General features: G+C 51.9%; 18 protein-coding genes and 1 riboswitch. Of the genes, 15 read left to right on the plus strand and 3 right to left on the minus strand.

Going from position 1 to position 15,740, the window contains the following annotated elements; translation table 11 throughout:
* Nucleotides 1-36: 36 nt before the first annotated feature.
* Together EVJ29_RS01655 and tnpA are read right to left on the minus strand one after the other, a co-directional pair.
* The gene (locus EVJ29_RS01655) at nt 37-1,113 is read right to left on the minus strand and encodes an RNA-guided endonuclease InsQ/TnpB family protein (RefSeq protein WP_070328733.1); all 1,077 of its coding nucleotides are present in this window, start codon (nt 1,111-1,113) and stop codon (nt 37-39) included.
* 4 nt (nt 1,114-1,117) lie between these two features.
* A complete protein-coding gene (tnpA, locus tag EVJ29_RS01660) occupies nt 1,118-1,516 on the minus strand; it encodes an IS200/IS605 family transposase (protein ID WP_083274102.1) in 399 nt (132 codons plus the stop codon).
* A 253-nt stretch (nt 1,517-1,769) separates the two neighbouring features.
* Here tnpA and EVJ29_RS01665 point away from each other — a divergent pair, with 253 nt between their 5' ends.
* From EVJ29_RS01665 to gcvH, 3 genes are read left to right on the plus strand one after another with little or no spacing between them, the layout of a single operon-like run.
* A complete protein-coding gene (locus EVJ29_RS01665; protein ID WP_236633354.1) occupies nt 1,770-2,498 on the plus strand; it encodes a hypothetical protein in 729 nt (242 codons plus the stop codon).
* 45 nt (nt 2,499-2,543) lie between these two features.
* Entirely contained in the window at nt 2,544-2,897 is a 354-nt protein-coding gene (locus EVJ29_RS01670) for an arsenate reductase family protein (RefSeq protein WP_131443112.1), read from the plus strand.
* Nucleotides 2,898-2,945: 48 nt separating this feature from the next.
* Nucleotides 2,946-3,329: a glycine cleavage system protein GcvH gene (gene gcvH, locus EVJ29_RS01675; protein ID WP_070328736.1), complete on the plus strand. Its 384-nt coding sequence runs from the start codon at nt 2,946-2,948 to the stop codon at nt 3,327-3,329.
* 44 nt (nt 3,330-3,373) lie between these two features.
* Here gcvH and EVJ29_RS01680 read toward each other — a convergent pair whose 3' ends face one another.
* A complete protein-coding gene (locus EVJ29_RS01680; protein ID WP_131504663.1) occupies nt 3,374-4,429 on the minus strand; it encodes a PTS transporter subunit IIC in 1,056 nt (351 codons plus the stop codon).
* 190 nt (nt 4,430-4,619) lie between these two features.
* Between EVJ29_RS01680 and EVJ29_RS01685 the strand changes: the two genes are divergently transcribed.
* From EVJ29_RS01685 to EVJ29_RS15380, 12 genes are all read left to right on the plus strand, one after another.
* Nucleotides 4,620-4,877 (plus strand): thioredoxin family protein, encoded by a 258-nt coding sequence (locus tag EVJ29_RS01685; RefSeq protein ID WP_131441425.1) that lies wholly within the window; start codon nt 4,620-4,622, stop codon nt 4,875-4,877.
* A gap of 452 nt (nt 4,878-5,329) precedes the next feature.
* Nucleotides 5,330-5,435, plus strand: a riboswitch (SAM riboswitch).
* A 78-nt stretch (nt 5,436-5,513) separates the two neighbouring features.
* A complete protein-coding gene (locus tag EVJ29_RS01690) occupies nt 5,514-6,542 on the plus strand; it encodes a methionine ABC transporter ATP-binding protein (protein WP_071397923.1) in 1,029 nt (342 codons plus the stop codon).
* Nucleotides 6,532-7,194, plus strand: a complete 663-nt coding sequence (locus EVJ29_RS01695; RefSeq protein WP_071397922.1) for a methionine ABC transporter permease — start codon at nt 6,532-6,534, stop codon at nt 7,192-7,194. The genes EVJ29_RS01690 and EVJ29_RS01695 overlap by 11 nt, the downstream gene beginning before the upstream one ends.
* A gap of 29 nt (nt 7,195-7,223) precedes the next feature.
* Nucleotides 7,224-8,054 carry a MetQ/NlpA family ABC transporter substrate-binding protein gene (locus tag EVJ29_RS01700; RefSeq protein WP_070328740.1) on the plus strand — a complete coding sequence of 277 codons (831 nt, stop codon included), beginning with the start codon at nt 7,224-7,226 and terminating at the stop codon, nt 8,052-8,054.
* Nucleotides 8,055-8,157: 103 nt separating this feature from the next.
* Complete coding sequence (locus tag EVJ29_RS01705; RefSeq protein WP_131463936.1) at nt 8,158-9,372, plus strand: MDR family MFS transporter; 1,215 nt, start codon at nt 8,158-8,160, stop codon at nt 9,370-9,372.
* Between the two features lie 172 nt (nt 9,373-9,544).
* Nucleotides 9,545-10,306, plus strand: a complete 762-nt coding sequence (sufC, locus tag EVJ29_RS01710) for a Fe-S cluster assembly ATPase SufC (RefSeq protein WP_131443294.1) — start codon at nt 9,545-9,547, stop codon at nt 10,304-10,306.
* Nucleotides 10,307-10,318: 12 nt separating this feature from the next.
* Nucleotides 10,319-11,587, plus strand: a complete 1,269-nt coding sequence (gene sufD / locus EVJ29_RS01715; protein WP_131463934.1) for a Fe-S cluster assembly protein SufD — start codon at nt 10,319-10,321, stop codon at nt 11,585-11,587.
* A gap of 1 nt (nt 11,588) precedes the next feature.
* A complete protein-coding gene (locus EVJ29_RS01720) occupies nt 11,589-12,809 on the plus strand; it encodes a cysteine desulfurase (RefSeq protein WP_071397918.1) in 1,221 nt (406 codons plus the stop codon).
* A complete protein-coding gene (gene sufU, locus EVJ29_RS01725; protein ID WP_070328745.1) occupies nt 12,799-13,233 on the plus strand; it encodes a Fe-S cluster assembly sulfur transfer protein SufU in 435 nt (144 codons plus the stop codon). The genes EVJ29_RS01720 and sufU overlap by 11 nt, the downstream gene beginning before the upstream one ends.
* Before the next feature lie 19 nt (nt 13,234-13,252).
* Nucleotides 13,253-14,650: a Fe-S cluster assembly protein SufB gene (gene sufB / locus EVJ29_RS01730; RefSeq protein WP_070328746.1), complete on the plus strand. Its 1,398-nt coding sequence runs from the start codon at nt 13,253-13,255 to the stop codon at nt 14,648-14,650.
* A gap of 172 nt (nt 14,651-14,822) precedes the next feature.
* Entirely contained in the window at nt 14,823-15,197 is a 375-nt protein-coding gene (locus tag EVJ29_RS01735) for a YciI family protein (RefSeq protein WP_131504664.1), read from the plus strand.
* Nucleotides 15,198-15,581: 384 nt separating this feature from the next.
* Nucleotides 15,582-15,734, plus strand: a complete 153-nt coding sequence (locus tag EVJ29_RS15380) for a hypothetical protein (protein ID WP_016510087.1) — start codon at nt 15,582-15,584, stop codon at nt 15,732-15,734.
* The last annotated feature ends 6 nt before the right edge of the window (nt 15,735-15,740 follow it).

A 15,740-nucleotide genomic window follows, 5' to 3' on the forward strand; every position in this document is an offset into this window, starting at 1 on the left:
TGGCATCACCCCTCCTGAGACAGACCGTATAGGTTCTCAGGCTGGTCGACTGTTACCATCGACCACAGGTGCGTATCGGATATTCATCGCACCGACTAGATCTCTGTGTTTTTTGAATCCGCACGGACAGGAATATGTTCGGTCTTTCGCTTTATTTTTTGCTCCACAAGAAGGGCATGTCTGGGAGGTGTAGGCCGGATTGACAGATTCGACCTTGATGCCTTCGAGCTTTGCCTTGTACGTGATGAATAGTGCCAAGCGATAGAACGACCAGGTGTGCAGGTTCTTGTTGTGTTTACGGCTTGTTCTTGCCGTCTGTCGGATGTTCGCCAATCTTTCGAGGCGGATGACAGAAATCTTGTTCTCTTTCGCGAAGTCGACGATCTCACGGCTCACCTTGTGATCTTTGTCTTTCATCCAGCGCTGTTCTTTGTTGTTCAGCTTCTTGATCGCATCCAGTTTCTTCTGTTGACCGAGCTCTTTCCGTTTCGCACGAAACTTGCGCTTCATATACTTGTTCTCACGCCCGTTCCCGAAGAACCGCGCCTTGTCACGATCTGTCGATGCGACGGCGGGGACTTTCAGGCCGAGGTCGACCCCGAGCACGTTGGTGCCCCCCTTCTCCGTCGTGGGGATCGTGACGGCGATCTGGGCGATCCACTTGTTCGACTTCTTGATGATGCGGAGCGTCCCGAGCTTGTTGGCGAGGAGCGTGGCGTTCCGGTTGTCCGGGTCGACCATCTCGGCGCGGATCGCCGTCTTCTTGACCTTTCCGTCGATCATGACCGGGAAGGAGATCGACTCGAAGTCGAACGAGTAGTTTTGGTTGTTCCAGGTGCAGTACGGCTTCTTGAGGACAGGGACGACCTGGAAGCCCTTCTTCTTCGCCTTTTTGAACATGCTCTTCGCATCCTGGATGGCCTGATTCTTGACGGCGCTCGGCAGATCGGAACTCACGTTTTTGCTCGTCAGCTTTAAGTTTTCTCGAGCCTGCACCATGTCCGAGACGAGCTGGTTCGTCGTGCCGATGTAGGTGCGCATCATCCGCTCTAAGATCGATTGTTGCTCTTTTGTCGGATGAAGTTTGATGTTCACCGTCAATGTCTGCGACACGGTGTCACCTCCTTGTCTTTTGTTCCTCGACATAACGCTTGATGGTCTCGCTGGAAACATTTCCGGCCGTCGAGACGAAGAAGGATCTCGTCCAAAGGCTTGTGAGATGTGTGAGATGGGGAAATTCCTCTCGTAGTCGCTTCGACGAGACGCCTTTGATGCGCGCCATGATGTCAGACGGACTGAGGGATGGCAACGCCGACAAGAATAGATGTGTGTGGTCCCGATCACACGCGATGGCGATGAGTCGAATGTCGAGCTCTTCGCAGACATCACGGACGATCTCTTTGAATCGTTGCTCGAACGTATCGTCATCAAATAGTTTTCGGCGATACCTCGGGCAGAACACGAAATGATAATGGATCATCGATACGGTGGTTTTGGTTCTTCTGTAGTTGTTCATACGTCCATTGTATCATTAGATTTATTAGAGTGATACATTTTATCGGGATAAGATTCTGCTTGTTGATTTCTGAAATTCCGACTAACGGGACTCCGAAATCAAGCTCACGTTCATCCCACCACTAAAGGAGTGGGCTTTCTCGTTCGCAAATTCTGTAATAAAAATTTCTCGAACAGGGAGGGGTGGCCGGACGCGGTCAGCCCTTTCTTTTTCGTTTGATCAGAACGTACAATGAGGAAAAGGAGGAATGTTTATGAGACGAGATCAACTGTTGGAACGAATGGAACGAATCGGGCGTTTGGTCGCGAAACAAGAAGGGGCGCTGATGCTGCTCGCCCTCGGTTCGATTGGCCTCGAGACCGAGCGGCTCGACGACTACTCCGACCTCGATTTCTTTTTGATCGTCGAGGAAGGACGAAAAACCCGCTTCATCGACAACTTGGACTGGCTCGAGGTTGAACCGATCGCTTACCAATTCCAAAACACGAAAGACGGCCACAAGATCATGTACGCGGACGGTATTTACGGGGAGTTCGCCGTGTTCGAACTGTTCGAGATGCCACACATCGCCTATACCCCGGGACGGATCGTCTGGAAACGGGATGAAGCGCTCGAATCGTTTGCGACGCCTAAGCTCGTCACGGACGTCCCAGACGCAGCGTATTGCTACGAAGAGGCGCTGACGAACCTGTACGTCGGTCTGCTCCGTGAACGACGCGGAGAGCGTCTCGCCGGCTTCGAACTCATCCAAGTCGCGGCCGTCAACAACGTATTGAAAGCACATGGAGAGACGGGCGACCCGTTCAATCCGACGCGCCGGGTCGAGGCACGGCACCCGGAGCTCGTCGCCGGGCTCAACGAGTGGCTGCCAGGTTACGGCAAGTCGGCCGAAGCGGCCGCGGCGATGTTGCGCTATATCGAAACAAGACATCCGGTCAACGCGACGTTGAAGCGAGAGATCGAACGCTTGCTCGAGGCGTGATTTGCGGGAATGGAGTATGCTACAGTAAAACAAGAGGTGATAAATATGGTGACACTATATGGCTATCCGCCATGCAGTACGTGTAAGAAGGCAGAGAAATGGTTGAAGGAGAACGACGTCGCGTATACATACGTTCATATCGTCGAGGCGACACCGTCAAAAGATGAACTCACGTCGATCTGGCAACAGTCAGGGCTACCGCTCAAAAAGTTTTTCAATACGAGCGGGCAAGTGTACCGCAACGAAGGCATTAAAGATAAGCTCCCGAATTTGTCAGAAGACGAACAAATCGAGCTTTTAGTCAGCAATGGTATGCTTTTAAAGCGTCCAATCGTCACGGACGGTCAAAAATCGACGGTCGGTTTTTCAGAAAAGTCATTTACAGACGTTTGGGGCTAAGTGCTATAATACACATGTGAGTCTAATTTATTTGAGGGGGAAGTCATGATGAGCAAAGTACCTGCAAATCTACGTTATTCAAAAGAACACGAATGGGTTGAAGTGAACGGAAGCGTTGCCCGCATCGGGATCACGGATTTCGCACAAAGCGAACTAGGGGACATCGTGTTTGTGGAACTTCCTGAAGTCGGCGGCACGATTTTGCTCGACGAGCCGTTCGGTTCGGTCGAATCGGTCAAGACGGTGTCTGAACTGTACGCACCGATCTCTGGGAAGATCACGGCGGTGAATGAATCACTCGCGGATTCGCCGGAACTCGTCAACGAAGCACCGTTCGAAGGCGCATGGATGATCGAAGTCGAGTTGAACGATTCAACGGACGTCGACAAACTCATGTCAGCCGAAGAATATGAAGCGATGATTCAAGGCTAACAAAAATCCCGGTTTCTCTTTATGAGAAGCCGGGATTTTTTGATTTAGTCGAAGTCGAGGCGGTAATGTTCAGGCTGGATGAGTGATGTCCGGTTGAACAGTCGGTAGAAGACAATCCCGAGCGTCACCGGAATGAGGCCGAACAAGACGATGACGAGCATGACGTTCCAGAGCGCGAATCCGCCTGGCATCAAGTGCAGGGCGTTGACTGGTCCGATGAGCCCGGAGACGCCGAAGCCGGCGCTGATCGGTGTCCCCTCGATACGGAGGATACCGGCGAGCGCACCGAGAATGGCCGCGTTCGCGAGCACCGGCAGCATCATGATCGGACGGCGGACGAAGTTCGCCATTTGAATTTTCGGTGAGCCGAGGAAGTGAGCGATTGATGTCCCGGTGGCATTCATCTGCCATCCGGCGATGGCGAGACCGAAGCCGGCCGCGACGACACCGAGGTTGGCGGCCCCGGCGGCAACACCGGACAGGCTGATCGCCGTCGCAATCCCGACCGTCGAGATCGGAGAGACGATGATGAGCGAGAAAGCCATCGCGATCAACATACCCATCATAATCGGCTGGAGTTCAGTCATCGTCATGATGATGGTGCCGATGTACGTCGTGATCTGTGAGATATAAGTGAGGAGGAATGTACCAATCCCTCCGGCGACGACGATGACCGTCATCGGTAAAACGAGGACGGTGTACGTCTTTAAGCGTGGCGACAGCTGCATGACCATATATGTCGCAAGTGCGGCCGTCACGCCGGCCGTGATGACGTCACCGATTCCGGCCATGAGGAACGCACCTTCCTCGATGCGGATGGCGCCGCTCCCGACCTGGGTCGCAATGCCGATCGTGCCGGCCTCGAGCGCAGAACGTCTGAACTGCATGGCGACGGCTACACCGATGATGACGGGTAAGAGGCGCATCGCGATCGTCGTCGCATCTAAGATGAACTGTAAAGACGGAAAATACGGTAAGATGGCTTTCGTTAATTCACCGAGCAATGCGCTCGGGATGAGGGCGATTAAAATAGCGAGACTGAGTCCGTTCAATACGTTCATCAAAAATTGTTTGCCTGTCAGTTTCGTTTGTTCCGTCATGAGTCGATTCACCTGTCCTTTTCTACGTATACGCTGTTATGTACGAAAGCGTTAAAGTTAATGACCATACTATGCCTCTTTTCGTGAAGCGTCAACAGGAAATGTTGAACGATTCAGAAAATTCGTGGGGTGAGCACAACTTTTGAACAGATCGGCTCACATTCATATACTTATAAAAGAGGTGAGAACAATGATTACAGACGGATTGTTATATATATACGCCCCGATGTGTGGAACATGCGCTGTGGCCGAGCGGATGCTCGCCGTCGTCGAAGCGGTCGACCCGACACTCGCGATTGACAAGCAGGACGCCAACTTTATCCCGCAAGAGTTAGAAGCGTATCAAGTCATGAGCGTACCGGCGCTGTTAAAGCTTAAAGACGGCCAAGTCGAAGACCGATTATATGCGTTTCAAAACGTGCAGCACGTCCTATCTTTCGTTAAATGAGATAGGATGATTAGAATAATCAGAAAATTTTAAATAATCAGTTGACACAGAAAGTTCACGAATGGTATATTCATTACAACATCTTACTTGAACACAATATAGGACGAGATTCTCCAGCCATCAAGACGTTTTAGAACAGCCGGTGCATCACTTTACGCGACTTTTAGGTGGACCTTCCCTTCGATTGTCCCCCAAAAAAATCAAGCGCAGGGACACCTACCGCGTAACCGCATGGTACGTTCTAAGGCCGAGTGATGGATGGCTTGAATCCCCCATATAAGGATGAACACTCTGATCGGGCAAAAGAGTTTCATCTATGGGTTGTCCTTCCGTGACTCAAGGTGCTACGTTCTGTGTCATCCTCGGATGGCACCTTTTTTTGATTTTTCGCACAAAATAGTTTGACATGAAAATAATGTGTCGCTATTATAAAGCTAATCGAATAAACAACACTCTTATCAAGAGAGGCTGAGGGACTGGCCCTATGACGCCCAGCAACCGCGGAGCAATCCGAAATGGTGCTAATTCCAGCAAGGTGAGAACCTTGGAAGATGAGAGCAATCGTTGTCCGTACCGATAAAGTACGCACGTTTGCTCAAACGTGTGTACTTTTTTTGTTGTCAGGAGGGAAAGGTATTGATTCAATTACGTAATGTGGCCAAATGGTTCGACACGAAGAACGGTCGAGTCCAGGCGGTCGATGATGTGTCGCTCACAATCGAGAGCGGCGAAATTTTTGGAATAATCGGATATTCAGGGGCGGGGAAGTCGACGCTCATCCGTCTGCTCAACCGACTCGAGTCACCGTCAAGCGGTGAAATCGTCGTCGCAGGGAGCGAGCTGACGAAGCTCACTCCGAAAGAACTGCGTGGGGTGCGCAAAAACGTCTCGATGGTATTCCAACACTTCAACTTATTATGGTCGCGCACGGTCGCTGAGAACATCAGCTTCCCGCTCGAACTGATCGGGGTACCGGCCAGTGAACGTAAACGCCGCGTCCAAGAGCTCGTCGATCTCGTCGGTCTCGCCGGACGTGAAGACAGCTATCCGTCGCAACTATCGGGCGGTCAAAAACAGCGAGTCGGGATTGCCCGCGCGCTCGCTACAAATCCAGACGTGCTCCTCTGCGATGAAGCGACGAGCGCACTCGACCCGAAGACGACCGATTCGATTCTCGAACTGCTCGTCAGCATCAATAAGAAACTCGGACTGACGATCGTCCTCATCACCCATGAGATGCACGTCATCCAAAAAATCTGTCATCGCGTCGCCGTCATGGAGGCAGGGAAAGTCGTCGAGACCGGCCAAGTCGCGGACGTGTTCCAACATCCGGAACAGCCGATCACGAAAGAGTTCGTCAAACAGATCGGTGCCGTCGACGACATGTCGCTCACGTTCGAGCATTTGAAAGCACGTTATCCGAGTGGCCAAATCGTCAAACTCAAGTTCTTGAACGAGACGGCCGAACAGCCGATTTTATCGGAAGTGTTGAAACAGCACGACATCGGCTTCAACATCATCGGCGGTAACGTGACGCAGTCGCAAGTCGGCGCGCTCGGGACGCTATTCATCCAATTGATCGGAGAGCCGGCTGAAGTCGAGCGGGCCATCGCCTCAATCCGATCGCAGGCAGTGGAAGTGGAGGTAGAAAGCGATGTTTCCTAATGTAGATTGGCAAGTCATGCTCGAACAGACGTGGGAGACGCTCTATATGACGCTCGTCGCAGGAGCCGCGACATTCGTCATCGGTCTCGCCCTCGGCATGCTCTTATATGTCACGAACGAACCGCTCATGATGAAGAATCGTCCGATTTACACGATCATCAGTGCGGTCGTCAACGTGTTCCGCTCGATCCCGTTCATTATTTTGATCATCTTGCTCATTCCGTTCACGCTCCTTCTCGTTGGAACGATGCTCGGTTCGACGGCGGCGCTCCCGGCGCTCATCATCGGTGCGGCCCCGTTTTATGCACGGATGGTCGAGCTCGCACTCCGCGAAGTCGATCGCGGTGTCATCGAGGCGGCCGAGTCGATGGGCGCGACGAAATGGCAGATCGTCTATAAAGTGTTGTTCCCGGAAGCACTCCCGGCCATCGTGTCAGGCATCACCGTGACGATCGTCGCCATCGTCGGTTACACGGCCATGGCCGGAGTCGTCGGCGGTGGTGGTCTCGGGAACTTAGCGTTCCTCGAAGGGTTCCAGCGTTCACAAAGCGACGTCACGTTCGTCGCGACCGTATTGATCTTAGTCATCGTCTTCGTCGTTCAGTTCATCGGCGATCGACTCGTCTCAAAAATCGATAAGCGATCAGCTTAATCAAATACAATCATATGGAGGGTTTTATAATGAAATCATGGAAAACAGTACTCGGATTGACAGCAGCTTCAGCACTCACAATTCTCGCGGCATGTGGCGGCGGGGACTCGGAATCAGGCTCGGGCGACGATAAGACGCTCATCATCGGCGCGTCGAACGTACCACACGCCGAGATTTTAGAGCACGTCCAAGACGAATATGAAGAAAAAGGCTACACGCTTGAAATCAAGAAGTTCCAAGACTACGTGCTCCCGAACAAGACGCTCGCAGCTGGCGAACTCGACGCGAACTACTTCCAACACGAGCCGTACCTCGAGTCACAAATGGCTGAGAACAAAGACTATAAATTCGCTTCAGCCGGCGGCGTCCACATCGAGCCGATCGGTGTCTACTCACAAGACTACAAATCACTCGATGAGCTTCCGGACGGCGCTGAAATCATCATGAGCTCGTCGGTCGCTGACCACGGACGAATCTTGACGATGCTTCAAACAGAAGGCTTGCTCACGCTCGCTGACGGCAAGACGACAGACGCGACAGTCGCTGACATCGTCGACAACCCGAAAAACTTGGAGTTCAAGACGGACGTCGAAGCGGCACTTCTCCCGCAAGCGTTCAACAACGGTGAAGGCGATGCCGTCCTCATCAACACGAACTACGCGATTGATGCCGGCCTCAACCCGCTCGAAGACGCAATCGCTCTTGAAGGCGAAGACTCACCGTACGTCAACTTGATCGTCACGCGTGAAGGCGACGAAGACGATGAGCGCGTCAAGGCACTCCTTGAAGTATTGACATCAGAAGAGACACAACAGTGGATCTTGGATGAGTACAAAGGTGCGGTCGTACCGGTTAAATAATGATTGATTTTAGGCTCGGGACATCCCGGGCCTTTTTTGTTTGCAGTGGTTTTGCTTCAATAATAGAAGTAAACTATTTATATGTAGAAAAGGGGGGATTCGGGTGAGCATACGACACATTCATCCGCTGACGCTTGGCGTCTTGTTCGGTACATTTTTTGCACGGCTGTCGACGTTTTTTGTCATGCCGTTTTTTGCGATTTATCTCGCGACGCTCGGTTTCTCGGCGAGCGTGATCGGGACGGTGTTCGCGACGTCGGCATTATCCGGTCTATTTATGAGCTTTTTCGGGGGGACGCTGTCTGACCGCTACGGGCGCAAACAGCTGATGTTGATAGGTATCGGTTTGAACGCCTTGACGTTCACAGGTTTCGCACTCGCAACGGAGCTCGTTTGGTTTTACATATTTTCGGTATTGATGGGCGTTTCACGTTCATTCCTTGAACCAGCGTCTCGGGCCTTGATCAGCGACACGACGCAACCCGACCAGCGTGTCATCGTCTATAACGTGCGCTACTTCATGATCAACATCGCTGCGGCGATCGGACCGCTGCTTGCGGTCGTCTTGTCACTTACGGGAGCGAAGAGCGCATTCTTCGTCGTGACCGCCGTCTATGTCCTTTACGGCCTCGTTATCTCGACGTTGTTCCGGAAGTATCCGTTTGAAGAAGGGGACGGCGTCAAAGTGCGGCCGCGCCTGACGGAGACGTTCCGCGTGTTAAAAGAAGACAAGACGTTCCGCTTCGTCATCATCGGCATGATCTTCGCCATCATCGGCTACAGTCAATTCAATTCGACGTTGCCGCAGTTCATCGCGTTTCACGACGGATTCAGTGACGGGTCGCGCCTATTCGCTTATCTGTTGACGGTCAACGCGATCACCGTGCTCATCGTGCAGTATCCGATCATGCGGTTCGGTATTCGCGTCTCGCCAATCAAGTCGCTGTTCTTTGGGATCGCGACGCTCTCGATTGGGCTGTTGTTAATCGGCTTCGCTGCCGAGGTGTGGGTACTATTCGTCGCGATGGTCATCTTCACGGTCGGGGAAGTGCTCATGTTCACGATGACGGACGTGTTGACAGACGATTTGGCACCGGAACATTTGCGCGGCACGTATTTCGGGGCGATGGGGTTGACGGCACTCGGTCAATCGATCGGGCCGGTCATCGGCGGACTGCTGCTCGACGGCTTCGACAACGCGTCGCTCCCTGTATTTGGGAGCCTAGCCGTTCTGACCGCGTGTGGCGCCTTCTTCTTCACCGGCGCGCTACGGGAAAAACAAGCGAATTCGGTTCAAGTCGAGGAAAATGTTGGATAATGTCTTGATTTCCCGATATTCTCATTCTCAACATTTATGTTTTATTGAGAATGAAATATAAGGTGAGTCGCTTGAAATAAAAAATTGCCTAGATTAAGATTAGAATATATCTAATCTACGCCAAAAATGGCGAGAAAACGGAAGGGGTATCCGAATGTCTAACGTACCACACATGAAAATTGATGACCTCCGCGTCTCAATCGAAGGAAAAGAGATCGTCAAAGGTCTTAATCTTGAAATTAAAGGTGGCGAAATTCACGCCATCATGGGTCCTAACGGGACTGGTAAATCAACACTCGCATCTGCCCTCATGGGTCATCCATTGTACGAAGTGACAGGAGGGAGCGTCGACTTGAACGGAGAAGACGTCCTCGAGATGGAAGTAAATGAACGTGCGCAAGCAGGCATGTTCCTCGCGATGCAGTATCCAGCTGAAATCAGCGGAGTCACAAACGCCGACTTCTTGCGCTCAGCGATCAACTCGCGCCGCGAAGAAGGCGAAGAAATCTCACTTATGAAATTCATCCGCGAACTTGATTCGAAGATGGGCGTTCTTGAAATCCCTTCAGAAATGGCACACCGCTATTTGAACGAAGGCTTCTCGGGCGGAGAGAAAAAACGTAACGAGATCCTTCAAATGATGATGATCAAACCGAACATCGCGATTCTTGATGAGATCGATTCAGGTCTTGATATCGATGCGCTCAAAGTCGTCGCTAAAGGCGTCAACGAAATGCGCACTGAAGAGTTCGGCTGCTTGATCATCACGCACTATCAGCGTCTCCTCAACTACATCGAGCCAGATTTCGTCCATATCATGATCGACGGTAAAATCGTCATGTCGGGCGGCAAAGAGCTCGCACAACGACTCGAAGCAGAAGGTTACGACTGGGTGAAGCAAGATCTTGGGATGACAGTAGACACAGAAGCGTAAGGGGGCTGTACGATGACCGTACAATTTGAATTAGATGCACAAGCAGTAGCGGCACGTGCAGAGGCGCTCGGTGGACCAGCATGGATGGTCAACCGACGTAAAGAAGCAGCAGAACTTGCGCCGACTCTCGCCTTGCCTAAAGTTGAAAAAATCAAGATTGATAAATGGGATTTCACAAGCGGAGACGTCGAGCTCGCGAAGCTTGACGGGTTGACGCCTGAAATCGAAGCATTGCTCGGAGACCACCGGACAAACGTGCTCGTTGAACGCAACGGTCATGTCGTCTATAACGAACTTACGATGCCAGAAGGCGTCTTGTTCATGGGAATCCAACAAGCGATGGAACAACATCCGGACCTCGTCGAGAAATACTTCATGACAGAAGGCGTTCGGGTTGACGAAGATCGCTTGTCTGCCTTGAACGCAGCGCTCACGAACGGTGGGGCTTTCTTGTACGTCCCGAAAAACATGCAATTGAAAGACCCGCTTCAAGCCATCTTCACGATGGAACAAGCGAACGGGTCGTTGTACCATCACACGATCGTTGTCGCCGATGAAGGCAGTGAAGTGACGTATATCGAAAGTTTCTTGTCGAACACAAATGAGCCGCACACGGTCAACGCCGTGACGGAAGTGTTCGTCGGAGCGAACGCGAAAGTCGTATTCGGTGGAGTCGACCAGCTCGCTGAGTCAGCACTCACGTTCATGAACCGCCGCGGTGTCGTCTACGAGAACGCTCATCTTGATTGGGCACTCGGACATATGAACGACGGCAACTCGCTCGTCGAGACGAAGACGCATCTCGTCGGAGACAACACGTACTCGAACACGAAAGCAGTCACGATCGGTCGTGGCGCACAGAAACAAAACTTCAACATCCGGACCGACCACTTCGGGAAGTCTTCGGAAGGGTTCATCTTGATCCACGGTGTTCAAAAAGACTCGGCAACAGCGATCTTCAGCGGGACATCGATGATTCATCACGGTGCCTCGAAGTCGAACGGTGTCCAAACGGAACGCGTTCTCATGTTATCTGAAAAAGCACGGGGTGACGCCAACCCGATCCTCCTCATCGATGAGGATGACGTTATGGCCGGCCACGCCGCTTCAGTCGGACGCGTCGACGACATTCAGTTGTACTACTTGATGAGCCGCGGTCTGTCACGTAAAGAAGCAGAACGTTTAATCATTCACGGATTCTTGAACCCGGTCGTCGAGCAACTCGCGATCGAGTCGGTCAAAGACCGTCTCCGTGAAGTCATCGAAGGGAAAGTGCGTTAAGATGATTGATGCCTCGATTCGTAAACAGTTCCCGATTTTAGATCAGGAAATCAACGGCCATCCGCTCGTCTATCTCGACAGCGCGGCGAGCTCCCAAAAACCGCTTGCTGTCATCGAGGCGATCGAGGATTACTATCGCCGCATCCATTCGAACGTGCACCGTGGCGTCCATACGCTCGGCACGCACGCGACGGATGCGTATGAAGGGGCGCGGGAGCGTGTCCGTTCATTCATCAACGCCTCAGTACCGGAAGAGATCATCTTCACGCGTGGGACGACGACGGCGATCAACCTTGTCGCTTCAAGTTACGGGGACGCCAACGTCAGCGCGGGAGATGAGATCGTTCTCACACCGATGGAACACCACGCGAACTTGATTCCATGGCAACAGCTCGCCAAACGCACAGGTGCGAAACTCCGTTACGTCGAAATGACACCAGACGGCCGGATCACGCTCGACGCGGTGCGGGAAGTGTTGTCGGACCGGACGAAGATCGTCGCCATGAGCCACGTCTCGAACGTGCTCGGCACGATTAACCCGATCGCGGAAGTGGCGCAACTCGCCCACGAAAAAGGCGCGGTCATGGTCGTCGATGCGGCGCAAAGCGCGCCGCACCGGAAGCTTGACGTCCAAGCGCTCGATTGTGACTTCCTTGCCTTCTCTGGCCATAAGATGCTCGGTCCGACCGGGATCGGTGTCTTATACGGGAAGAAACAGCTGCTTAAAAACATGGAGCCGGTCGAGTTCGGCGGTGAGATGATCGATTACGTCGACTTGTATGAGTCGACGTGGAAAGATATCCCGTACCGCTTTGAAGCGGGAACGCCGATCATCGCCGGTGCGGTCGGTTTGGCTGCCGCCATCGACTTTTTAGAAGACCTTGGTCTCGAGAATGTCGAGGCGCACGAACGGGCGCTCGTGACGTACGCCATCGAACAGATGCGTACGATCGAAGGGATCGAGATCTTCGGTCCTGAGGAGCGCGTCGGGCTCGTCACGTTCAACTTGAACGACGTCCACGCCCACGACCTTGCGACCGTCTTGGATATGCAAGGGGTCGCGGTACGGGCCGGTCATCACTGTGCCCAACCGCTCATGCGCCTCCTGAAGCAATCATCGACTGCCCGAGCGAGCTTCTACTTGTATAACACACGAGATGAAGTCGATCGCTTCATCGAAGGGTTACGTCAAACGAAGGAGTATTTCAATTATGAGTTTTAACAATCTCGACATGTTGTACCGACAAGTCATCATGGATCATTATAAAAACCCAAGAAACCGTGGCGTCATCGAAGATGGCGTGACGATCGACTTGAACAACCCGACGTGCGGGGATTCACTCCGACTCCAACTTCAAGTCGAAGACGGAATCGTGAAAGATGCCAAGTTCGAAGGGGAAGGCTGTTCGATCAGTCTCGCCTCGGCATCGATGATGACCCAAATCGTAAAAGGCAAGTCTGTAGACGAAGCGCTCCAATTGGCGAACATCTTTTCACAGATGGTCCAAGGGAAAGACTACGATACAGACACGTTCGACCTAGGCGACATCGAAGCGTTGTCTGGTGTCTCAAAGTTTCCGGCTCGCATCAAGTGCGCCACGCTCGCGTGGAAAGCGCTTGAAAAGGGAGTCGACGAGGAAGCGTAAGTAGAAGGAGGAGACCGATATGGCGAAAAACATGCCAGACGTTGGCGATTATAAATATGGCTTCCATGATCGAGACATCTCGATTTTCCGTTCAGGCCGCGGCTTGACGAAAGAAATCGTTGAAACGATCTCGAACATGAAAGAAGAACCGGCATGGATGCTCGAGTTCCGTTTAAAATCACTCGAACAGTTCCGCAAGATGCCGATGCCGACATGGGGCGGCGATCTCACGTCACTTGATTTTGATGAGATCACGTACTACGTCAAACCGTCTGAGAAGACGGAACACTCGTGGGATGAGGTTCCTGAAGAAATCAAACGGACGTTTGATAAGCTCGGAATCCCGGAAGCGGAACAAAAATACTTGGCAGGTGTCTCGGCTCAGTACGAGTCAGAGGTCGTCTACCATAGCATGCAAGAAGACTTCGAAGAAAGAGGTGTCATCTTCAAAGATACGGACACTGCTTTGAAAGAAAACGAAGACTTGTTCCGTGAGTATTTCGGGAAATTGATCCCGCCGACGGACAACAAGTTCTCGGCACTCAACTCGGCCGTCTGGTCAGGTGGCTCGTTCATCTATGTACCAAAAGGTGTGAAACTCGAGCAACCGCTCCAAGCCTACTTCCGGATCAACTCGGAAAACATGGGTCAATTCGAGCGGACGCTCATCATCGTCGACGAGGGCGCTTCGGTCCATTACGTCGAAGGATGTACGGCACCGGTCTACACGACGAACTCGCTTCACTCAGCTGTCGTCGAGATCTTCGTCAACAAAGACGCATACTGCCGCTATACGACGATCCAAAACTGGGCGAACAACGTCTATAACTTGGTCACGAAGCGTGCCGTCTGTGAAGCAGGCGCGTCGATGGAGTGGATCGATGGCAACATCGGATCGAAACTCACGATGAAGTACCCGGCCGTCATCTTAAAAGGTGAAGGCTCACGTGGGATGACGCTCTCGATCGCACTCGGCGGTAAAGGGCAGCACCAAGACGCTGGGGCGAAGATGATTCACCTCGCACCGAACACGTCGTCGTCGATCGTCTCGAAGTCGATCTCGAAACAAGGCGGAAAAGTCTCGTATCGCGGAATCGTCCACTTCGGCCGTAAGGCGAAAGGTGCCCGTTCGAACATCGAATGTGACACGCTCATCATGGACAACGAGTCGACGTCGGACACGATCCCGTACAACGAGATCTTGAACGACCAAGTCTCGCTCGAGCACGAAGCGAAAGTCTCGAAAGTGTCAGAAGAGCAGCTCTTCTACCTCATGAGCCGTGGTATCTCGGAAGAAGAAGCGACCGAGATGATCGTCATGGGCTTCATCGAGCCGTTCACGAAAGAATTGCCAATGGAATATGCGGTCGAAATGAACCGTCTCATCAAGTTTGAGATGGAAGGTTCGATTGGATAATCCTGAATAGATTGAGGAAGACGGTTGACATGAAATCATGTCGACCGTCTTTTTTATGGGGTTTTAAGATGATTTTCCATATTATCTATGTAAACGGTAAAGAGGGAATAGAGTAGTGAAATATGCTTCAAACAGCAAATGAGCGTAAATAAATCCGAGAGGAGAAGGTCAAATGATGTTCTTGGCGACAGGATATTTCAATGCTGAAAAAATGAATGAAAAGACGGACCATGAAATAGACCGAATCATGGCTACTTGTGAACCATACTTACATCAGTTTTATGCAAGTGAGCAGGTTGTATTAGATATTGGGCTTGAAGCGAGTGTGAAAGAAGTCAAGCGTCATGCTGATCAGATCAAGATAACGGATGGACCAGTCTTGGGGTCAAAGGAAGTAGTAGGAAGTACTTTTTTGATTGAAGCGGCGGACATAGAGGACGCGGTCAGAATTGCTTCCATCCATCCGACGACCCAAGTGCCCGAAGCGGAATCGTTAGGCTGGAGGATTGAAATTCGGCCGGTTCACTATTATTGGGAAAGAGAGTGAACGGTCTCGTCAAGTTTGAGATGTAACAATTGATTTAATAGTCCACTACCTTGACCAGCGAGCTTAGTTTCGCTGGTTTTTTGTATAATGAAATGAGGAGGCGATGACGTGACAAATCGATTTTCACTAGAGAGCAGAGAACTTGAGACATTCATGGGTCAGATGGTCGTGATTTGTCCACGTTGTGGGGGACGAGCGGACGTTATGGAGAAGGCTAATGAGGTACGCTTGAGCTGTTTTCAGTGCGGTTATCTACAAATGAAGCAGAGCGGTACGAAATACATCGGCGGAGCTTTCGATGTACATTTCAGATTGCCGCTCTATCTGCAAACTGGTTGTTGTGGTCATGTCCTATGGGCTTATAATCAGGAGCACCTCGCGTATATGAGACAGTACGTGGAAGCGAGTGTTCGGACAAGCGACGGCGCGAACCGCAGTATTGAGAGTCGCTTGCCCAAGTGGATGAAGCAAAAGCACAACCGTGAAGGTGTGTTGCGGGCAATCAAGCGCTTAGAACTCGCATGTGAGAAAGGATGAACAGCG

This window comes from Exiguobacterium sp. SH4S7 (genome assembly GCF_004336795.1).
GTDB lineage: Bacteria > Bacillota > Bacilli > Exiguobacteriales > Exiguobacteriaceae > Exiguobacterium > Exiguobacterium aurantiacum_A.

Coding starts and splice junctions, on each gene's coding strand:
- gcvH (WP_070328736.1), top strand. CDS start 2,946: ATGAGCAAAGTACCTGCAAATCTACGTTATTCAAAAGAACACGAATGG.
- sufB (WP_070328746.1), top strand. CDS start 13,253: ATGGCGAAAAACATGCCAGACGTTGGCGATTATAAATATGGCTTCCAT.
- EVJ29_RS01680 (WP_131504663.1), bottom strand. CDS start 4,429: ATGACGGAACAAACGAAACTGACAGGCAAACAATTTTTGATGAACGTA.
- EVJ29_RS01685 (WP_131441425.1), top strand. CDS start 4,620: ATGATTACAGACGGATTGTTATATATATACGCCCCGATGTGTGGAACA.
- sufU (WP_070328745.1), top strand. CDS start 12,799: ATGAGTTTTAACAATCTCGACATGTTGTACCGACAAGTCATCATGGAT.
- sufC (WP_131443294.1), top strand. CDS start 9,545: ATGAAAATTGATGACCTCCGCGTCTCAATCGAAGGAAAAGAGATCGTC.
- EVJ29_RS01735 (WP_131504664.1), top strand. CDS start 14,823: ATGATGTTCTTGGCGACAGGATATTTCAATGCTGAAAAAATGAATGAA.
- EVJ29_RS01720 (WP_071397918.1), top strand. CDS start 11,589: ATGATTGATGCCTCGATTCGTAAACAGTTCCCGATTTTAGATCAGGAA.
- EVJ29_RS15380 (WP_016510087.1), top strand. CDS start 15,582: ATGAGACAGTACGTGGAAGCGAGTGTTCGGACAAGCGACGGCGCGAAC.
- EVJ29_RS01665 (WP_236633354.1), top strand. CDS start 1,770: ATGAGACGAGATCAACTGTTGGAACGAATGGAACGAATCGGGCGTTTG.
- EVJ29_RS01700 (WP_070328740.1), top strand. CDS start 7,224: ATGAAATCATGGAAAACAGTACTCGGATTGACAGCAGCTTCAGCACTC.
- EVJ29_RS01670 (WP_131443112.1), top strand. CDS start 2,544: ATGGTGACACTATATGGCTATCCGCCATGCAGTACGTGTAAGAAGGCA.
- EVJ29_RS01695 (WP_071397922.1), top strand. CDS start 6,532: ATGTTTCCTAATGTAGATTGGCAAGTCATGCTCGAACAGACGTGGGAG.
- tnpA (WP_083274102.1), bottom strand. CDS start 1,516: ATGAACAACTACAGAAGAACCAAAACCACCGTATCGATGATCCATTAT.
- sufD (WP_131463934.1), top strand. CDS start 10,319: ATGACCGTACAATTTGAATTAGATGCACAAGCAGTAGCGGCACGTGCA.